The following is a 17,121-nucleotide window of genomic DNA, read 5'->3' on the forward strand; positions in this document are numbered from 1 at the left end:
TCAGCTCCGTTCGACAAGCTCCATAAAGAAATCATCAAGGTGTGTGCCCTTCTCTTTAAGAGCGCTGACTGTACCGGTGTAAAGGAGTTTTCCCTTATGAAGAATCGCAAAATCCGAGCAGATATCCTCAGCGATTTCAAGGATGTGCGTCGATAGAAAAATCGTATTTCCGTCTTTCACATAATCTTTAAGGAAATTCTTGACCGTCCTCTGCATCACAGGATCAAGATTTATAAGAGGCTCATCAATCAGTGCAAGCTTTGGTTCATGTAAAAAAGCCTGAGCAAACATAAGCTTCTGCCTTGTACCACGGGATAAATCCTTGCATAAGACATCTTTTTTATCAGCGAAATCAAGATAGTCAAACCACCAGTCTGCCTTTTCTTCAGCTCCATCAATGTTTCTGATTTTTGCAACGAAGGCCAGATATTCAGAGGATGTTAAAAAGCTCGGCGGAGTCTCCTGCTCGGGGATGATGCCGACTGCGGCTCTGACACTAATTCCGTCCGTTACGGGGTCTTTTCCAAGCACTTCACAGCTTCCGGATGCAGGTTTTATCTGACCGGTGAGCATCTTAATCATTGTTGTTTTTCCTGAGCCGTTTGGCCCTAAAAGCCCGAAAAGACTTCCCTTCTCAACACAAAGGCTTATAGAATCAACGGCTCTTAACTCCCCGTAAGTCTTTGTCAGTTCTGTTGTTTTTATAACCGGCGTCACTTCTCTCCTTCCTTTTGCTTAATTAGATAAATTAAGATAAATATCTGTTTATTGTTGCTTTATTTTGAGTTTCAGGATTTTAAGATTACCCGCCTCAAAACGATAAATTCATTCTTTAAAGGTTTCAGCCGGAAAAAATTGAGAATTAAATAGGAAAAAAACTAATCCTTAAGCATCCACTGCCTTATTTTAGACCCCGTTATGTAATGTGTTGGGATGTTGTCGTCATCGACAACTACTGCAAGCCTCAGATTTTCCGAGTTCATCAGCTCATATACATATGCAAGTGAATTGTCCGGCCTTACCTTCCTGTATATGCCGGTTGTCTTCTTCTTAACAGCCGCGTTTTTATCCTCTTCAAGATACTTTTTTACATTGGCAACAGTTTCTTTTTCTTCATCTTCAGGTTCTTTTTTAGATTCTGAGACGCCTTCACTTTTCTTTTCAGTCCTTTCAATTCTGTATCTCCAGAATGCCTCTTCCTCATAAACATCAATGAGCTTTCCTTCTTTTGTGACTATGACAAAAAACCACCAGTCCTTAAATTCGTTCATCTGAGTGTAAATCTTATCAACAGAATCATTAAGGCACCAAACCTTCTCAATTTTATCAGGGTTTAAATCACGGATTTTTGCGTTCAGCAGTTTCTCTTTGGGAGACATCACCTTCATCTCAAGCATACCTTCTTTTGCAATCTTCATGCTTTCCTTTCCAAAGAAATACGCCGTTCCTGCTCCTATCCAGACACCAAAAACAGTAGTTATTGCCGCAATATAAGTTTCAGTAAACTTAAGGATTGAATCGGTTGTTGCATCAGCACCGGCGATGAAAATGCGGGGCAAAATCATGCCGGCAACAATCAAAAATGTCAGCAAAAACAAAAGCACTATAATTATCCAGTATTCCCGCTCACTGGAAATCTGTTGAATGAAATTTGACTTTTTTTCTTCAGCCATTAAAATATAACCCCCCTTTTGAAATTAATCCGCCTTGACAGAAAAAATGATTTTACTGCTTATTAATCAGATTAATTTTTGTTTCTTAGAATTGAAACATAACTGGATAATATAATTCAAAGTATATATATATTTTTAGTGTCAAAATTTTAAATTCCCTTTCCTGTTACTCTCATTATTCCAGGAATTATATATCATGAAGACTTGTCAGTTTTCATGAAACAAAACGAGGATAAACCCGTCATCCTCTCCGGGCCGTATCAAAACCTGTAGATGTATCTTATCCTTCCATATAATTCCGGTAAATTTAAAAAATATGGATTTTTTAAAACATCCACGGCGACAGGCAGAAATTTAACCAGGAGTTTTTTAACAGAATATCTGAATTCAATATCTCCAGATTGAGATTTTTCAGGCGTAGAATCGTTAAAAAAATATATTTATTTTCTGATTTTTCTTATTACAAACAGAGAGACTGTCAATCCGGTAAAAGCCACAATAGCACTAAAACCAGGGGATGCAGGTGTCTCTTCGGTTTTTGCAGACTCTTTTGAATAATAAAGAGTCTCGTCAAAAGACGGAAAATGGGACACCGTCCATATCATCTGATTTCCGTCAATGCGGATATTGCTGACCGATCCTGAAACATCGATTTTAGAGGTTTTTTGAGTTTCTGGATAAAGCATTATTATCTCTGAATTGTAATCTTTCTTTAAATATCCCCAGCCGACAGTTTTGCCGTCTGTAAACGGCGAGTTGATTGATGACTCCTTCTCCTGCTTAGTAAGTGAATCCGCGAAAGCGCCTGTTTCCGGATTTAAAAGCTGTGATTTGCCTGTTGATATTGTATATAGATACGCCTCATAATAAGTACCCCTGTCATCGCCTTCAAAAACCACTGTTCTCTTGACATATACCACGTAATCGCCCGCCATAGCAAATGAATCTACACCTGAGGCGGATTCGTTTCCATGCTCATAATCAAAAATAGCAGTATCAAGACCGGATTTTACATTGTGAATGCGAAGGGATGTCATATTGTCATAGAGAATATTTTCCCCGTCATATATGATTCCGGAATCATCTCCATTTGTTGAAAAGACCTTCTTTGATTCACCGGTTTTGATATCATATATGTTAAGTTCTGCATCCATTGAGGTTTCAGATGAGTTAGACCATAATATCGTTTCACCGCTTATCTTGGGCCATTCGGCAGTCCCCGGAAAGGAAAGCGCCTTAACGGAATTTTCCGGAATATTCATAAGATAAATCACATTGGGCTTGGTCTCTGTTTCCACCTCTTCAAAATCAGGAAGAGGCGTCTCAACCCATACAGCATAGTCTCCTGATACGTCTTCGCCTGTAACAGACATTCCAGAAGACGGAGTCCCAATTATGCTTTTCTTACCGGTTTCTACATTATAGAGAACAATCCTGTTATCAGTGAGGTTCATGCCCTTAGCTGCCAGAAATACAATATAATCACCCGAAATCTCCCCGCCGACAACACTTGCATTTTCATAAGGTATTTCTTTTGTATCCCAGACTGCACCTGCTGATACAGGCACTGCCAGAAGGACTAATACCAAAAATACAGAAATTAATACATTGAATCTGCATTTTCCAAGAATCTCTTTCATTGTCTAATTAATCAGGGAAGAACAGAATAATAACTTTCTGTTTGTATAAGGCACAAAATGATTATATTTTTCTTTTCAATTCCGTATAAAATGACAAGGCCCTGATGATGCATATTTAAATTGCACAAAGGAGAAAATAAAGATTAAACATGGAGTCGTGACCATGAATATAAAAAAACTCTCTGAAATATCAAAAAAACCAATACTATATGAAAAAGGAAATGCTTTCATGTGGGATGATGAGCATATCTCAAAAATCCTTCTTGAGACACACTTAAATCAGGACACTGATCTTGCAAGCCGAAAGCAACCTTCAATTGAAAAAACAGTCAGCTGGATTCTTGAAAAACTTGGAAGAGACAATGCGGACATTCTTGATCTGGGCTGCGGTCCAGGGCTTTACTGTGAAATTTTTGCAGAGAAAGGTCATAGTGTAACAGGCGTTGACATCTCAAAGCGTTCAATTGAGTATGCAAAAGAAAAAGCTTCTGATAAAGGTCTTGATATCACCTACATAAACAAAAATTACCTTGATATTAGTTTTGATGAAAAATTTGACCTGATTATGATGATATTCTGCGACATTGACGTTTTGATTCCGGATGAAAGAGACAAACTTCTGGATATTGTCTTTAAGGCATTAAAGCCCGGCGGAATTTTCATATTTGATACAATGAATGAAAAGACAGCTGAAATCATGAAAGACGGTGAAAAAAGCTGGGAGGTGACAGATGCAGGCTTTTGGAAAAACGAGCCATATCTGGCAATGTCTGAATCATTTTATTTCCCTGAAAATAAGGTCTTTTTAAACCAGCATATTATCTATTCAGAGCCGGAAGATTACAGGACATACAGGTTTTGGACGCATTATTATGATTATTCAGATTTAAAGCCGGTATTAGAAAGAGCCGGATTTAAAGGTATAGCATCTCATAAAAATATCCTGAACCAGGAGGATTTCTATTGCAGTGAGGCAGTTACGTTTTATGTAGGAATTAAGTGAGGAAATTAGTGAGTTTTATTAACTAATTCCTTTCTTTTTTTTCCTATTTTTAGATTATAAATTACTAATTTCTACAAGCACCCGGAAAAATCAAAAATTCTAATCTGGATTTGTTTGGCATTCTGATAACAAAATATAATCCTCCCCATTTTCACCTTTTTTCATAGCCTGCAAAGAATCAGGGGATTTGAAGGGAACAGGATTGGTAATTTCAGTCCCTTCATTTTTAGTTTATACACTATTTTTTCAAGATATTTCTTTTTTTCATGTCACCAGATTGTAACTTTTTTCATTGTCAGGAAATCGTTGTCTCCAATCCTGATTGAACCACTACCTGTCTGATCAATAACTGGTCTTCCAGTGAGACCTATAACACTAAACCCTTCATATCCAAGTTTTGCATAGCAGACATTTTCCGGAAGCATTATTGACTGTAAGAATCCTGTGGATGTAGACCTGACATTGGTTCCTGAGGGTATTGATACTGAAATCCCTATTCCTCCTGCATTAACGCCTGTTCCAACCTGTAGATTCTGGAATGTATAACCCGGTGCCGGCTCAAATGTTACTGTAGTATATCCATTTGATCTGATTTCTAATGGATATAGAATCGGTTTTTCTCCGTGAATATATGTTTTTACTGTCAAATTACCTCTTTCTGAGCAGTAAGTAGTAATTTCTCCGGTTGCTTCAGGATAAAATAAACCTCTCTTTTCGTCTGCTTTTTTTGTGTATTCTTCAAGAAGTTTTAATTCGTCTTCTACTAACGGACCGGTAATTCCAAAGGAATTTTCGTTAAATATTATTGCTCTGTCTCTTAATTCAGGAGGAATTTGATCTTCCGGTTCAGCAGCGATTTCTCTGACTGATTGACTATAAACCTTTGACTGATAATTATATTCGTTAACTATTGATGCAAATAACACACATGCAATAATCAACAACATAAGCAGGCAAAAAACCCGTATGCCTTTTTTGATTTTCATTATTTTCACCTCTTTTCGTTTTTAACAACCAGCATTCAAACTTTAATTTGTAATAATAATCTCACATTTCATTCATTTTATCACTACATAGTAATGGATAAACAAATTATCATCCAGAGAAAAGAAAAACCAAATGCAGCAGCCAGATATTTTTTTGTTTCAAAAGAAGCAAAATAGCCGCAAAGACCACCTACTCCAATAAGGCTCAGGAAATAGAGAACAACTCCTAAAATCCAGTCTTCCTCCAAAGGACTCAAACCTTTCAGAAGAATACTGACAATCATAAGCACTGGAAGAGGTAATGCTCCCAGAAGAATTGCATTTAACTTTTTTTTCGTATACCAGCCATAAAAAACTGCAATCAAAGGGAAAAATGCCAATATGAATATTATAATTGGCATGATTACAACCGGCAGAATCTGAATAAGATAGATTAAGAAATCTTTCATTCCTTCTGATATCATAATTAAATCTATTTTTTATCTTTAAACTATGACTGGCCTATAGGAATCTGGTAATAGGTGCCGTTCCAGAAAACATATCTGCCAATAAAAATGTTTTCTCCAGTGCTGTTAATTTTTATAACGGGGCCATATAGATTTCTGAAATCCTCTATCTGCTCATATTCAAATTTTTTAAATTCAACTGAGCCTCCCTGGGGAGTGTTTACAAGTTGATTTAGAACAGGGTATTGCTCAAAATCTGATTCAGTTAAATATAAAATTACTGCTTTTGTGTCTAAATCTGCTTTCTCAACTGGAAACGCACTGGCAAAATAGCTTAAATCCGGTTCAAATATCGCCGTATAAACTAAAACTGCACAGTATGATGTCAGCGACAATACTACCACAGCCAGAATAAACAAAACGACTATTTTTACTGATTTAATTGCATCTTTCATGGTTCTTTAAAAAAATGGATTTAATTATATCTATAGCCCGCAACCGTGCTTTTTGCATCTTTAATAGCCAATGCATTATCATGTGTGGCATCTCCATGGTAATTTGGTGATGAATATTCCCACAGATTAAAATTGGTTCCATAATAACCACTTTGCATAACGCTATATTTGGGGATTATCTCTATTTCGCATCAAATTCCTTCCTTGCAGCAATCTGAAAGGGAGTCTGATTTCTCTTATGGCTGCGCAATCAATATTCCGTAATATCCTCCCTTCCAGTATATTGTCCCGGGGCCAAATTCTTTTTGTATTTCCTCCGCTTTATCCTGACTTAGACTTATTTGATTAACAAATATCGTTTTTTCGCCGTTGAATTCGTCTTCACCGGTTGGAGTTACATTATAAAAAAGCTCTCTCAATTCCGGATATTTGATGAATTTTTCTTCTGATAAACTAATTAATGTCCTGTTTTCAACATCCACCAGATTGCTGTTTATCTCAATTAAGTCCACCTGATATGAATCAGGAAAGATGAAACCCAAAATCAGGGCAGGTATTACAAGTAATGAATTCGTGTAGATCAAAACCGCAATTATAGCAATAATGATAATTCCAATAATAATTTTAGTTCGTTTTTCCATTTTACTTCAATCCATTTAATGATGTGAAAAGAATTTGTAGTGAATATGAATTCAAATTACAAATTCTTCATTTAAATTTATTCCGTCCTAAACAAGACCTGCTATATTTTGCTTGACTGCGTTAATGGCTCCTGCATTATTACAATCTGAATTGCCATGGTAACTTGGTGATGAATATTCCCAGGTTGTAATGCCACTTCCCAGATACATACTATACATGACAGTGGTCTTGAGACCAGGAGTAAACCATGTATATGCCTGATTAGGAACACCTGTGCCTTCGTGATTAGCGTCGAAGATATGTCCTATTTCATGGATAATACAATACAATCTCGCATGATATGATCCATCATAAAAGATATCGATGGCATTGGAATCGGCTACCATCTGTGACCATGCATAACGGCAATAATCATGCCATTCTGGATGTTCGGGGTTATCATAACAGCTATATCCCCATGAAGAGCCTTGTACTCCTGCATCATTTCCACTTCTATCATTTCCTCCAAGGTATATCGCAATATCTGCATTCTTACCATCAAGGTAATTTGGTGAAAATGTGTCTTTGAATAATCCTAAGGGGTCAGTAAATTTTCTGCTACTTGATGATAGAGTGTCTTTTTTTGATGAATCATACTTGGCAATATACAGGGACACACCTATATCCGACCTTTGGTATTGATATGCTGCCTGAGCCATGTAACTTTGTGCAGCAGATACCCAATTTGATCCAAGACCATAAAATTCATTATCTGTCGCAACTAGAACATATACTGATTTCCAGCTTTTAGTTGAGTCTGAGGCGATCATCTGATCGCCAGATACTTTTGTGGGAAGATTCATAATCTTTTGTTTGTTCATATCAATCAAAGATTCATCAGGCTGCTCCATATCTTTTGAGGAATAAACAATATGAAGAGGCATTACAGTTTTCATTGTATATTCCCTGTTCTGAACTGGTTCTATGAATATAATTTCATCTTTAAGCTGAATTGATCCATAAATCAGAGATTTGTCCATACTTTCATCAAATGTAAACAATGCTATGGAATCATCCAGTCCTTTTACGTATCCTGAATATGAATCAATTCCATCGTCAATATCTTCAAAATTCATTTTTTCAAGGATCAGATCATATTCTTTGCCATATATTGAAACTTTTAAAGAATTGGTTTTGTCTGTTTTAACATCTGCTTTGCTGAACTGAACAATATCGTATTTAAGAACAGTAGAAGGAATGTTCAATTTTCCATATTTATTTTCGAGAATGTCCGTACTCTTACTTTCAGGATCAACTTGTGTTTTTAAATCAGTTGTATTTCCAATAATCTCAAAAATAGCTTCTGAAGAATTCTGTAATAACAAATCTGAATTTTTCTCTTCCGCAGCACTAACCGCCGGAACAAACATCGCTCCTAATAGTGCCATTACCAATAGCAGGCAAAAAGCCTGCATACTTTTGTTTAATTTCATTTTTTCACCTCTTTTCGTTTTAACAAAAGCAGGCATACAAACTTTAGTCTGCGAGAATGCTTCTAAGATAAAATGCCGGTTGTATCAATCGGTGGATAAATCACAGGAAAATAAGGGAAAAGGATTGGTTAAGTCAGTCCCTTCTTTTTTCTGAAATTTCACTTGATTCTTTTTTGGGACAAACCTTTAGGGCTGTCCACACTGATGGTTTTGTAATGAGGTTATAAGTTTTTTATGTGTCAAAATTCGTCACGTTTAATTTAATCAGATTATGAATAATTTCCTTTTTTGTAATTAGAAAAAAATTGAAAATCCTGTATTCTTATCCAAACTAATTTTTAAAGCCATCAATAACGTAATTATGTCCCTTGTATCTGAAAGTGACTCCGTAAAAATTCTCAAAAAATATTCTTTCTTCATCACCTGTCAGAGATTTTGTTGTCATATACTTTGGCTCCAGAATTTCTTTGATAAAAGGATAATCCTCAAAAGTTTTATCTGTGACATTAATTTCTTCATATCCCTGGCTGACAAGCTCCTCAATAGTGCTGTTTGGCGGATACATCCATACAGTGCTTTCACTTACATTTATCAGCTCCATGTGATAACCATGGAATGCCGGAGTAGATTCTGTAGTTTGTATAACAGCTGTCGTTTTTTCAGGATTGGATGTATTGATAATTTCACTTTCAGACTCATTACTGGCGTTTAAATCAGAAATAAACATAAAAACAGCTGCAATAATTATAACTGCCATAATTATAGCAGGTATTAGTTGATTTTTTTTCAGAATATCAAAAAAAAGTGAAATAATTTTTTTAGACATAATAATCTCTTACAACATTTCTGGTATTATATATTCTCAGCGCATTGTTATGGTAATAATCCCCATTGTAATCATTTGATGAATATTCATAACTTGTACTTCTTAAAATTGGTGCCCATACAACAGACTGTGTTGTTGAGCCTGAGTTCCACTGGTATGCCCTGTTATAATTTTCCTGAATTTGACCTGGCTTTAGGTATTGATGATCAGCATCAAACAGGTGTCCTATTTCGTGCAGAGTTGCAACAGTCCTGTCATGAATATTTGGATCATAAGGAGAAGGATCATCAGCCATCTGTACCCATGCGTATCTCCTCTTTCCAGCATTACTGTCATCATATCCATAGGTTGCCCCTACGCCCCAATCTGGATTTGTACAGTCATAGCCACCAAGATATACTGCAATATCTGCAGATTTTGAGTTCAGATAATTTACATCCACATGGCCTCTGAAGGTATCTAATGGATTTTGTACAAGATTCTGGGCATCAGCAGCAAGTTCACTTGCTTTAGATGAATCATATGTGGCAATTAGATTTAATTGAATATCAGATCTTCCAAACTGGTTATTGGCCTGAGCAATTATAAGCTGAGCTTTAGATTGCCAGTCTGGCTCATCATAAATCCATTTGGCATCTGTCATAACAAGTATTCTTACATAAGTAATACTTTTTGTAGCCTTTTCTTTTTCCTCAATTTTAGCCTCTTCACTTCTAATTTTCAACTCATCATTAGACATTGTGGAATGTGCGAGATAATCTTCAATACCATAAAGGTAATTTCCCTCGATTTTGATATCTTTTACCATATATTCAATGTGATACTTATCTCCGGATGGATCTTTTGCAGATAAACTATCAATGCAATATTCTTCTCCATTTATAATTATACTTGCAAGAAATACAGATTCACTTATAGTAAGAACAATATTACTATTATCAACACCTTTGAGATAACCATTGTATGAATGTGTTTCAGGATTCACTCCTTTATCATTAACAAGTAATTCATTCAATATCATTGAATATTGCTTACCTTCAATACAAACTGGTAATTCCCCTTTTTTAAAAATTTCATTTCTAATTTCAGGAATATCAAATGATACCAGATCATATTTCTCAATAGTATTGTCAATTTTTAAATCTGATTTTATTTGATTAGCATCTATCTGCTTTGTATATCCTTCAAAAATAATCAAAGGAGTTGATAAATATTCTTTGTCGTTCTCTTCCGCAGCACTAACCGCCGGAACAAACATCGCTCCTAATAGTGCCATTACCAATAGCAGGCTCAAAATCAAAACCCGCATGCCTTTTTTCATTTTCATTTTTTTACCTCTTTTCGTTTTAACAGCAGGCATACAAACTTTAGTCTGCAATAATGCAGAAGGACCGGAACTGAATGTCCTGCTGGTTTTTTTACCAGTGTAAAATTTTTGTAAAAGAGAAAAAAAGATTAATTTGTGAAATCAGGTATCTCTCCTTCCCCTCGGAAAATTTCACTGGACTGGTTCTTAAGCAAATTAAAAAAGGGTTTAATCAAAGGATTATGCCTTTGGAATTTTCCCCCCGAACTAATTTTTGCCTAAGGAGTTATACCTGCTCTGACAGAATCATCGAATAACCAAAACCCAACTATACCAGTTGAAAAAAATAAGAATTTTCTTAGTGATATTTGAATAGGTCAAATACAATCAGTATTAAGAACCATTTGCATTGAGCCAAACGGAAATATATATAGCCCGCCCTATCTCCGATTAAAAAGAATATAAAGTCATTTATTCTTCTCTTACTATGTCCCTGAACTGTTCTCTGAAAAAAAATGGATGATTAAAATAATTTATACTGATCTTTAAGAATTAAACTGACTGAGTTTGATTAATTTGGAAAAAGGAGATGTTTTAATGTTTTTTACTGCCTTTGCGCCTTTAGGATTTAAAAGTAATACTCCAGGACCTATTTTCTCGCATTAAGTCAGATTTGCTTTCTCAAATTCGAGATTTTCCTTTATTTCATCAGGAAGATTTTCAATGATAAAAGATTCAAGACCTGATTTAATATAGTAATGCCCTGATTTACCTGATTTTAGCACAGATAGAATTCCGGCATTATCTATTTTTTTAATATGCCATGTCACAGCACTTTTTGAAAGGTTTAGTTCATCCCTAAGATCAGTGTTTCTTATCCCCGGGTATTTTGTAATCAATGTAGAATAATAACTATATTTTTACTTTGATGAATTGAGTTAATAAGGAAATATCAATAAAAAAAGATTTTAACTCAAAAAATTGGAGGTTCGTTAAAACACTTTAGAATGTCTGTCTGATTATTATCATATATCTTCAGACAATTTTCAAAGATTGAATATGAACTTGTTTTTTCAAGTAATGAAAATAAATTTAATTCATCATCAGATTTTTCCAAATTTCCTTCAGATGTTGTCCTGGAGATAGCTATCTGATCAATTTTCATATTTTCTCCGTCAGCATAGTATGTGGCAATAAAACTAGTATTGAATAAATTGCCTGTAACTTTTCCATCAGGACTAAAGCACATTATTGGATATGAATCATCTGGAATTGGATTTTCCTGATTGTTATTAATAGTGTATGAAACAGGATACCAGTCATTAAAAAATAATTCATTTGGAAGATCTGAATAAGATAATATTACTTTCCCGTATTTATCAAAAAAATCTATCTGATTAATCATAATAAAATAACTGTCAATTTTTTCAAGTAAAGAAAAATATAACTGTGTTTCATTATTTGTTTCTATAAGGATATCAGATTCATTATATGTTGATACAGAATTTAACTGAATGTTATCATCATTTAAGTGATATCTTCCGGAATACTTAATAGAGCCAATACTCCCTACAATGCTGTTATTTTCCAAAAATATCAAACTTGTTGAATCATTTAGGAATAAGAAGGAAAATTCAGGATCACTATAATATAAGTGCCAATTTTTTTCTTTTATAGATAAGGACTCGTTTTTAAAAATCAAAATTTCACAATAATTTTGGTCAAAAAGGATCAACGAGTTATTATCAACCGAATAATATGCGGCATTTAATAATAATTCTTCATATCTATTCTCTAATGCCATGATTTTTTCATTTGATATCAAATTCGATGACTTAAAATTGGAAATATCAATTTTGTTTCCATTTAATTTAAAAGATCCAAAATAGTAATTGCAGCCAAGTATTCCACTTAATGTATTGTCATCAGTAAAAGCACATATCAAAGAAGTTTCCTGATTAACAGGCTCCAATTCATTGTCTAATAAATATTGAGACAATATCCATGGTTTTTCTCCCAGTTTTGATTCTTCACTGGAATCTGAAGAAACCAAGCAGAAGGATATTGCAACGATAATAATTATTGCAAAAAAGAATACAATTAATTTTTTTCCCATTTCTCATTTCCTATATTCATTTAATCAATAAAATTTCTCATTTCAGTCCCAGCTATCTGATATCAGATAATTTACACTTGCATTGGAATATCCAATATTTTCAAAAGATACAGATTTCCTGATTGATGATTTCCATATCGGCTCTATAAACATAAACTCCTTATTTCCACCACCGACGTACTGGAGATTAAACATTATTGGTTCATCAAATGGAGAAAAACTGCCGTTAATATTCACACAGCTTTCATACGTTCCAGACTCTTTTTTAGTAAATTCTTCAGGAGTAAGATCTCCAGGAATATTAATAACAGGCATTAAAAGTCTGGGTATGAATTTCCTGTCAAATTCTGCCAGTCTGACATCTAAATCTGATAATTCAGATTTGGCTGTCCTTAAAATCATCATTTCACCATATGCTGTATTTTCTATTGATAAATTCCAGTCAGGATTTAATCTGTAAACATCAGGTTCATTATTAACTCTTTTCAGCAAACTTTCAGAAAATACAGATTCCCCATCAATGTAAACCGGAAGAGGAATCATGATTGTAGTTTCCCCATTTGCCTTTACGGAATCAAGACCTGATATAGTTATGAAATAATTATTATTACCTACTGATCCTGAAACAAGCCAGGCAGGAATACACGAAGCAAATAATAATAAAAAAAAACCAACAATTACTACGGTGGCAACAAAAAGTATTTCTTTAAGTCCAAATTTGTTTTTTTCAGATTTATCTGTCATAGTTTCACTTTAATTCCTTTATAATAAACATGCAAACTTTATTCTCCAATAGTTTTTTTAGTTCTTTTATTTTCACTCTCTTTCCTGAATCTCAATTTTATTAAAGGATAATTATGAACCAACATCATCAGCTGTCTCCTTTATTTTTCGCATAATAATGCACAGAATAAATAAAGAAATAAGAATTTCAAAAAATATGCCCAAATATGATATTAAGCCGACAATAATCGATGTATCGTAATTTATTGATAAGTTTGCATCCTTAAAGGCTAAATCAAATATCCATCCGAACAATGGGAGCATGCTTTGGAAAAAATCTGGGGGAAGCGGCTGACCTTCAATTAATTCCGGACGGATAAAAAATGCAAGATAGGGTATTGCTGCAAGCGGGAAAAATAAGGCTTCAATCATTTCATATTTTTTCTGAAACGTTTTTTCAAAATAAAAAATGGTAATTACCGAAGGGCATGCAATCGATAAAGAAAGCAATAATAAACCTAAGAGAATTACAAAGTAATTTTCGAATTGCAGATGGTTCATGGAATATGCAATTATAATGAAGGTTACTGCATAAAAGGTGGAAACTAAAATTATTTTTTTAAATTTACTATTTAAATTCATTAATAAAACATATAGTGACAGAGATAATAAGAAGGGGAGAATTATTAAAATAAACATAGTGATCATGCTTTACCCCAACAGTAATTCATAAAGAGTTTGGATATTGATTACTATATATAAAAGCGATCCCAATATTAATATTGTTCCTGCTATTATGCAGTCATACCTTTTAAAGTAACTATATGATCCAATTATTCCCAGACAAAAGCCAAAAATCAATCCTCCATAGATATACACTCTGAATGGACGATCAAAGGTTAATGTATACCATATTCCATCAAATATTGGACATAATAATCCACAGATAAGCAATGGTATGAGAATTGATTGTAGAGGATTTTTGTTTTTCCCAAACATTAGAATTATAATTGCAGGAAAAATAAGTCCAAAAATTAAATAAGTTACTGAAAAAAACATTGGATCCATGCCAATATTGAAAAAATAATCAAATGAAAGGACAATTCTTATCATTAATATGGATAGTAGTAATGCCATTCCAAGCGAAAAATCTAGTAAAAAAGGATATTTTTTTATTTGATTCATAGTAATCAGGTACCTAGGACATTTCAATTGTTATTCCATATCCATCATGGGTGTTGTACCATGGGCTTCCCGATTCTCTATTTTGGAGATTTACATAATAATCATCTGCTACATTTAGGTTTTGTGAAGTAAATGATTGAATATAATGTCTGCCGTCATTACACCCATCTTCGGGAACTACATGGGATAAAGGTAGTCTGAATTCATCAATATGGCAATTACCATAAGTCCAGTCTCCTTCAACGGGATCAGTAAATCCATCAAATAATACAAGATGGTACCTTAAAAATAAAGGATTGCCAGCTTCTAATTGGTCTCCAATAATACCACCACCATGTGAATCACGCCATACTAATTGACTTGTAGAAGGGCCACATAATCCATATTCAGTAAATCCTAAAGCTCCAACCCAATCTCCTGTATTTTTAAGGTCAGAAGTGATTTGTGTTCTATCTGTATTAAGAAAGATAACATTTACGGGTCCGGAATTTGGTGATGTAAGAGTGTCTCTGTTTCCATAAGGCCAGAAATAAATATTACTTGTTAAATGTGTAATTTGAGTGGAAACTTTTGCATCTCTGTTTTTTTCCAGCTCTGATGATATCTTTTTATATTCATCGGAAAAGAATTTTTCGGCTTCAGCTTTCCCAAACTTTTCGCTTAGATACTTGTAATATTTGGAATTTTCCAAACAGAAATCATTATAATTATCATATTGACTTTTTTGAATGATTGAGGAATATGTCCATTGTGCTTCCCTAATTTCTTTCTTTCCGTCATTGAAGATTTCCGCACTAACCGCCGGAACAAACATCGCTCCTAATAGTGCCATTACCAATAGCAGGCTCAAAGCCCGCATGCCTTTTTTCATTTTCATTTTTTTACCTCTTTTCGTTTTAACAGCAGGCATACAAACTTTAGTCTGCAATAATGCAGAAGAACCGGAACTGAATGCCCTGCTGGTTTTTTTACCAGTGCAAAATTTTTGTAAAAGAGAAAAAAAGATTAATTTGTGAAATCAGGTATCTCTCCTTCCCCTCGGAAAATTTCACTGGACTGGTTCTTAAGCAAATTAAAAAAGGGTTTAATCAAAGGATTATGCCTTTGGAATTTTCCCCCCGAACTAATTTTTGCCTAAGGAGTTATACCTGCTCTGACAGAATCATCGAATAACCAAAACCTTATTCGACGATTCTGTCAGAACAGCAATAAAGAATTATTTAAAATTCATATTAATGACAGGAAAAACATCATTTTTACTGGCAGTCCTTTTGCTTGCGGCATTATTTATTGTGCCTGCAACAGCCGGCAATTTAATGGATAAAGTTGAGAACAATGAAATTATTGTCATACCTTCAGTAGACAAATACAATCCTGAAATATTCGGTACAAAAGCACAAAACCAGATATCACAGGGAGAAACATTTATTCACTCAAGATATGTATGGCCGTTTACTTCAAAAATTGATGTTACACTGACCTGGAATGAACAGTATGGTGATCTTGAATTGTACGTTTATAAACCTGACAATACTCTCTTAGGACATTACAATGATCTGTATGACAGCTCAGTTAAAGACGGTGTGATAGATATTGATATAAAAACGACTTCAGGTTTTCTTCCTATGGGAAACTGGAAAATTAATGTATACGGCAGGCAGGTCATTGGATCCTCCCTTAGTTATTCATTAACATGATAAAACTAATAAACAACAATTTTATATTTTAATTTTAAAATAATTCCAAATGGATCTGAAGGGGGTTGCAATAGCATTAATTCTCATTTTTATATTTGCTTATATCAATCAGACCTCAGTCAGCTCAAATATTGTTGTAACTCCAAGTGAAGACCCCGTGGATTTTTCGAGGGAAGATGTGGTTACTGTATCGGAATGGTGGGAAATTCCATTAAATTTTTATGCAGTGTCATATATTGCGGAAAAAATTCCATTTTTGATTCCACTGGCAAATCTCATTGCAGTAATGGCAGGTTTTCTTTTTGGAATCAGGTTTATAAAAAATAAAAATGTCCTCGATAATGAAAAAAGAGCTGAAATTTTCCAGATAATACAGGATAATCCCGGCATAAATAAAAAGGGTATTGAAAATTTAACCAAAATTAATTCTAATTCCCTTGAATACCACCTGAAAATGCTTGAAAGCAAAGATAAAATTACGTCCCAAAAAGAATCAAAAAAGAGACATTATTTTGAAAATCACAATAAATACAGTCAGGAAAACCAGCTTGCAAGAATGATTCTGGACTGCAGTAAAACAAAGGAAATTTTAAATTATATTTCCGTTAATCCGGGATGCACCCATAAAGATCTGCTTGAATACACAAAAATGTCAGGCTCAACAATATCCTGGCATACCGGAAAATTACGGATTGGAGATCTTATCGATATTAAAAAGGACAAAAATTCCAGCCACCATTACATAAAACCAAAAGCCGGATTCCTTTTAACTGAATCTCAAAATCCATATAATACTAAGGATTATTTTGACGATTCAGTCCACAATTTATAATCACTGCATTGAATTTTTATTCCAACCTAACTTTGCCAGTTAGAGTTCAATCCCCCTCAAGATACTGTCCACTATCTCTATTCGATTTTTTCAAATTTTTGTCAGGAAATAGAATTTGA

The 17,121-nt window shown here is 34.2% G+C and carries 19 protein-coding genes; 3 read left to right on the forward strand and 16 right to left on the reverse strand.

Going from position 1 to position 17,121, the window contains the following annotated elements:
* The 3 genes from L1994_RS09615 to L1994_RS09625 all read right to left on the reverse strand — a co-directional run bounded on the left by L1994_RS09615 (position 1) and on the right by L1994_RS09625 (position 3,313).
* Entirely contained in the window at positions 1 to 717 is a 717-nt protein-coding gene (locus L1994_RS09615) for an ABC transporter ATP-binding protein (protein ID WP_278099225.1), read from the reverse strand.
* Between the two features lie 161 nt (positions 718 to 878).
* Positions 879 to 1,673, reverse strand: a complete 795-nt coding sequence (locus L1994_RS09620; protein ID WP_278099226.1) for a CBS domain-containing protein — start codon at positions 1,671 to 1,673, stop codon at positions 879 to 881.
* A 440-nt stretch (positions 1,674 to 2,113) separates the two neighbouring features.
* On the reverse strand, positions 2,114 to 3,313 hold the full coding sequence (locus L1994_RS09625) for a hypothetical protein (RefSeq protein WP_278099227.1): 1,200 nt from the start codon (positions 3,311 to 3,313) through the stop codon (positions 2,114 to 2,116).
* A gap of 163 nt (positions 3,314 to 3,476) precedes the next feature.
* Between L1994_RS09625 and L1994_RS09630 the strand changes: the two genes are divergently transcribed.
* The gene (locus L1994_RS09630) at positions 3,477 to 4,316 is read left to right on the forward strand and encodes a class I SAM-dependent methyltransferase (protein WP_278099228.1); all 840 of its coding nucleotides are present in this window, start codon (positions 3,477 to 3,479) and stop codon (positions 4,314 to 4,316) included.
* A gap of 269 nt (positions 4,317 to 4,585) precedes the next feature.
* Here L1994_RS09630 and L1994_RS09635 read toward each other — a convergent pair whose 3' ends face one another.
* The 13 genes from L1994_RS09635 to L1994_RS09695 all read right to left on the reverse strand — a co-directional run bounded on the left by L1994_RS09635 (position 4,586) and on the right by L1994_RS09695 (position 15,401).
* Complete coding sequence (locus L1994_RS09635) at positions 4,586 to 5,302, reverse strand: hypothetical protein (RefSeq protein ID WP_278099229.1); 717 nt, start codon at positions 5,300 to 5,302, stop codon at positions 4,586 to 4,588.
* Between the two features lie 83 nt (positions 5,303 to 5,385).
* Positions 5,386 to 5,751: a hypothetical protein gene (locus tag L1994_RS09640; RefSeq protein ID WP_278099230.1), complete on the reverse strand. Its 366-nt coding sequence runs from the start codon at positions 5,749 to 5,751 to the stop codon at positions 5,386 to 5,388.
* 41 nt (positions 5,752 to 5,792) lie between these two features.
* Positions 5,793 to 6,203, reverse strand: a complete 411-nt coding sequence (locus L1994_RS09645) for a hypothetical protein (protein ID WP_278099231.1) — start codon at positions 6,201 to 6,203, stop codon at positions 5,793 to 5,795.
* 236 nt (positions 6,204 to 6,439) lie between these two features.
* Positions 6,440 to 6,844, reverse strand: coding sequence for a hypothetical protein (locus L1994_RS09650; protein ID WP_278099232.1), 405 nt, complete (start codon positions 6,842 to 6,844; stop codon positions 6,440 to 6,442).
* An 87-nt stretch (positions 6,845 to 6,931) separates the two neighbouring features.
* The gene (locus tag L1994_RS09655; protein WP_278099233.1) at positions 6,932 to 8,317 is read right to left on the reverse strand and encodes a M12 family metallo-peptidase; all 1,386 of its coding nucleotides are present in this window, start codon (positions 8,315 to 8,317) and stop codon (positions 6,932 to 6,934) included.
* Positions 8,318 to 8,648: 331 nt separating this feature from the next.
* On the reverse strand, positions 8,649 to 9,143 hold the full coding sequence (locus L1994_RS09660; protein WP_278099234.1) for a hypothetical protein: 495 nt from the start codon (positions 9,141 to 9,143) through the stop codon (positions 8,649 to 8,651).
* The gene (locus L1994_RS09665; RefSeq protein ID WP_278099235.1) at positions 9,136 to 10,521 is read right to left on the reverse strand and encodes a M12 family metallo-peptidase; all 1,386 of its coding nucleotides are present in this window, start codon (positions 10,519 to 10,521) and stop codon (positions 9,136 to 9,138) included. The genes L1994_RS09660 and L1994_RS09665 overlap by 8 nt, the downstream gene beginning before the upstream one ends.
* A gap of 590 nt (positions 10,522 to 11,111) precedes the next feature.
* A complete protein-coding gene (locus L1994_RS09670) occupies positions 11,112 to 11,348 on the reverse strand; it encodes a helix-turn-helix domain-containing protein (protein ID WP_278099236.1) in 237 nt (78 codons plus the stop codon).
* Positions 11,349 to 11,422: 74 nt separating this feature from the next.
* A complete protein-coding gene (locus L1994_RS09675) occupies positions 11,423 to 12,565 on the reverse strand; it encodes an META domain-containing protein (RefSeq protein ID WP_278099237.1) in 1,143 nt (380 codons plus the stop codon).
* A gap of 42 nt (positions 12,566 to 12,607) precedes the next feature.
* The gene (locus L1994_RS09680) at positions 12,608 to 13,309 is read right to left on the reverse strand and encodes a hypothetical protein (protein ID WP_278099238.1); all 702 of its coding nucleotides are present in this window, start codon (positions 13,307 to 13,309) and stop codon (positions 12,608 to 12,610) included.
* A 111-nt stretch (positions 13,310 to 13,420) separates the two neighbouring features.
* Positions 13,421 to 13,987, reverse strand: a complete 567-nt coding sequence (locus tag L1994_RS09685; protein ID WP_278099239.1) for a hypothetical protein — start codon at positions 13,985 to 13,987, stop codon at positions 13,421 to 13,423.
* Between the two features lie 12 nt (positions 13,988 to 13,999).
* Entirely contained in the window at positions 14,000 to 14,473 is a 474-nt protein-coding gene (locus L1994_RS09690) for a hypothetical protein (RefSeq protein WP_278099240.1), read from the reverse strand.
* Between the two features lie 13 nt (positions 14,474 to 14,486).
* Complete coding sequence (locus tag L1994_RS09695) at positions 14,487 to 15,401, reverse strand: hypothetical protein (protein WP_278099241.1); 915 nt, start codon at positions 15,399 to 15,401, stop codon at positions 14,487 to 14,489.
* Between the two features lie 307 nt (positions 15,402 to 15,708).
* Between L1994_RS09695 and L1994_RS09700 the strand changes: the two genes are divergently transcribed.
* Together L1994_RS09700 and L1994_RS09705 are read left to right on the forward strand one after the other, a co-directional pair.
* Positions 15,709 to 16,170: a hypothetical protein gene (locus L1994_RS09700; protein WP_278099242.1), complete on the forward strand. Its 462-nt coding sequence runs from the start codon at positions 15,709 to 15,711 to the stop codon at positions 16,168 to 16,170.
* A gap of 49 nt (positions 16,171 to 16,219) precedes the next feature.
* Positions 16,220 to 17,002 (forward strand): winged helix-turn-helix transcriptional regulator, encoded by a 783-nt coding sequence (locus L1994_RS09705; RefSeq protein ID WP_278099243.1) that lies wholly within the window; start codon positions 16,220 to 16,222, stop codon positions 17,000 to 17,002.
* The last annotated feature ends 119 nt before the right edge of the window (positions 17,003 to 17,121 follow it).

Source organism: Methanomicrobium antiquum (assembly GCF_029633915.1).
GTDB lineage: Archaea > Halobacteriota > Methanomicrobia > Methanomicrobiales > Methanomicrobiaceae > Methanomicrobium > Methanomicrobium antiquum.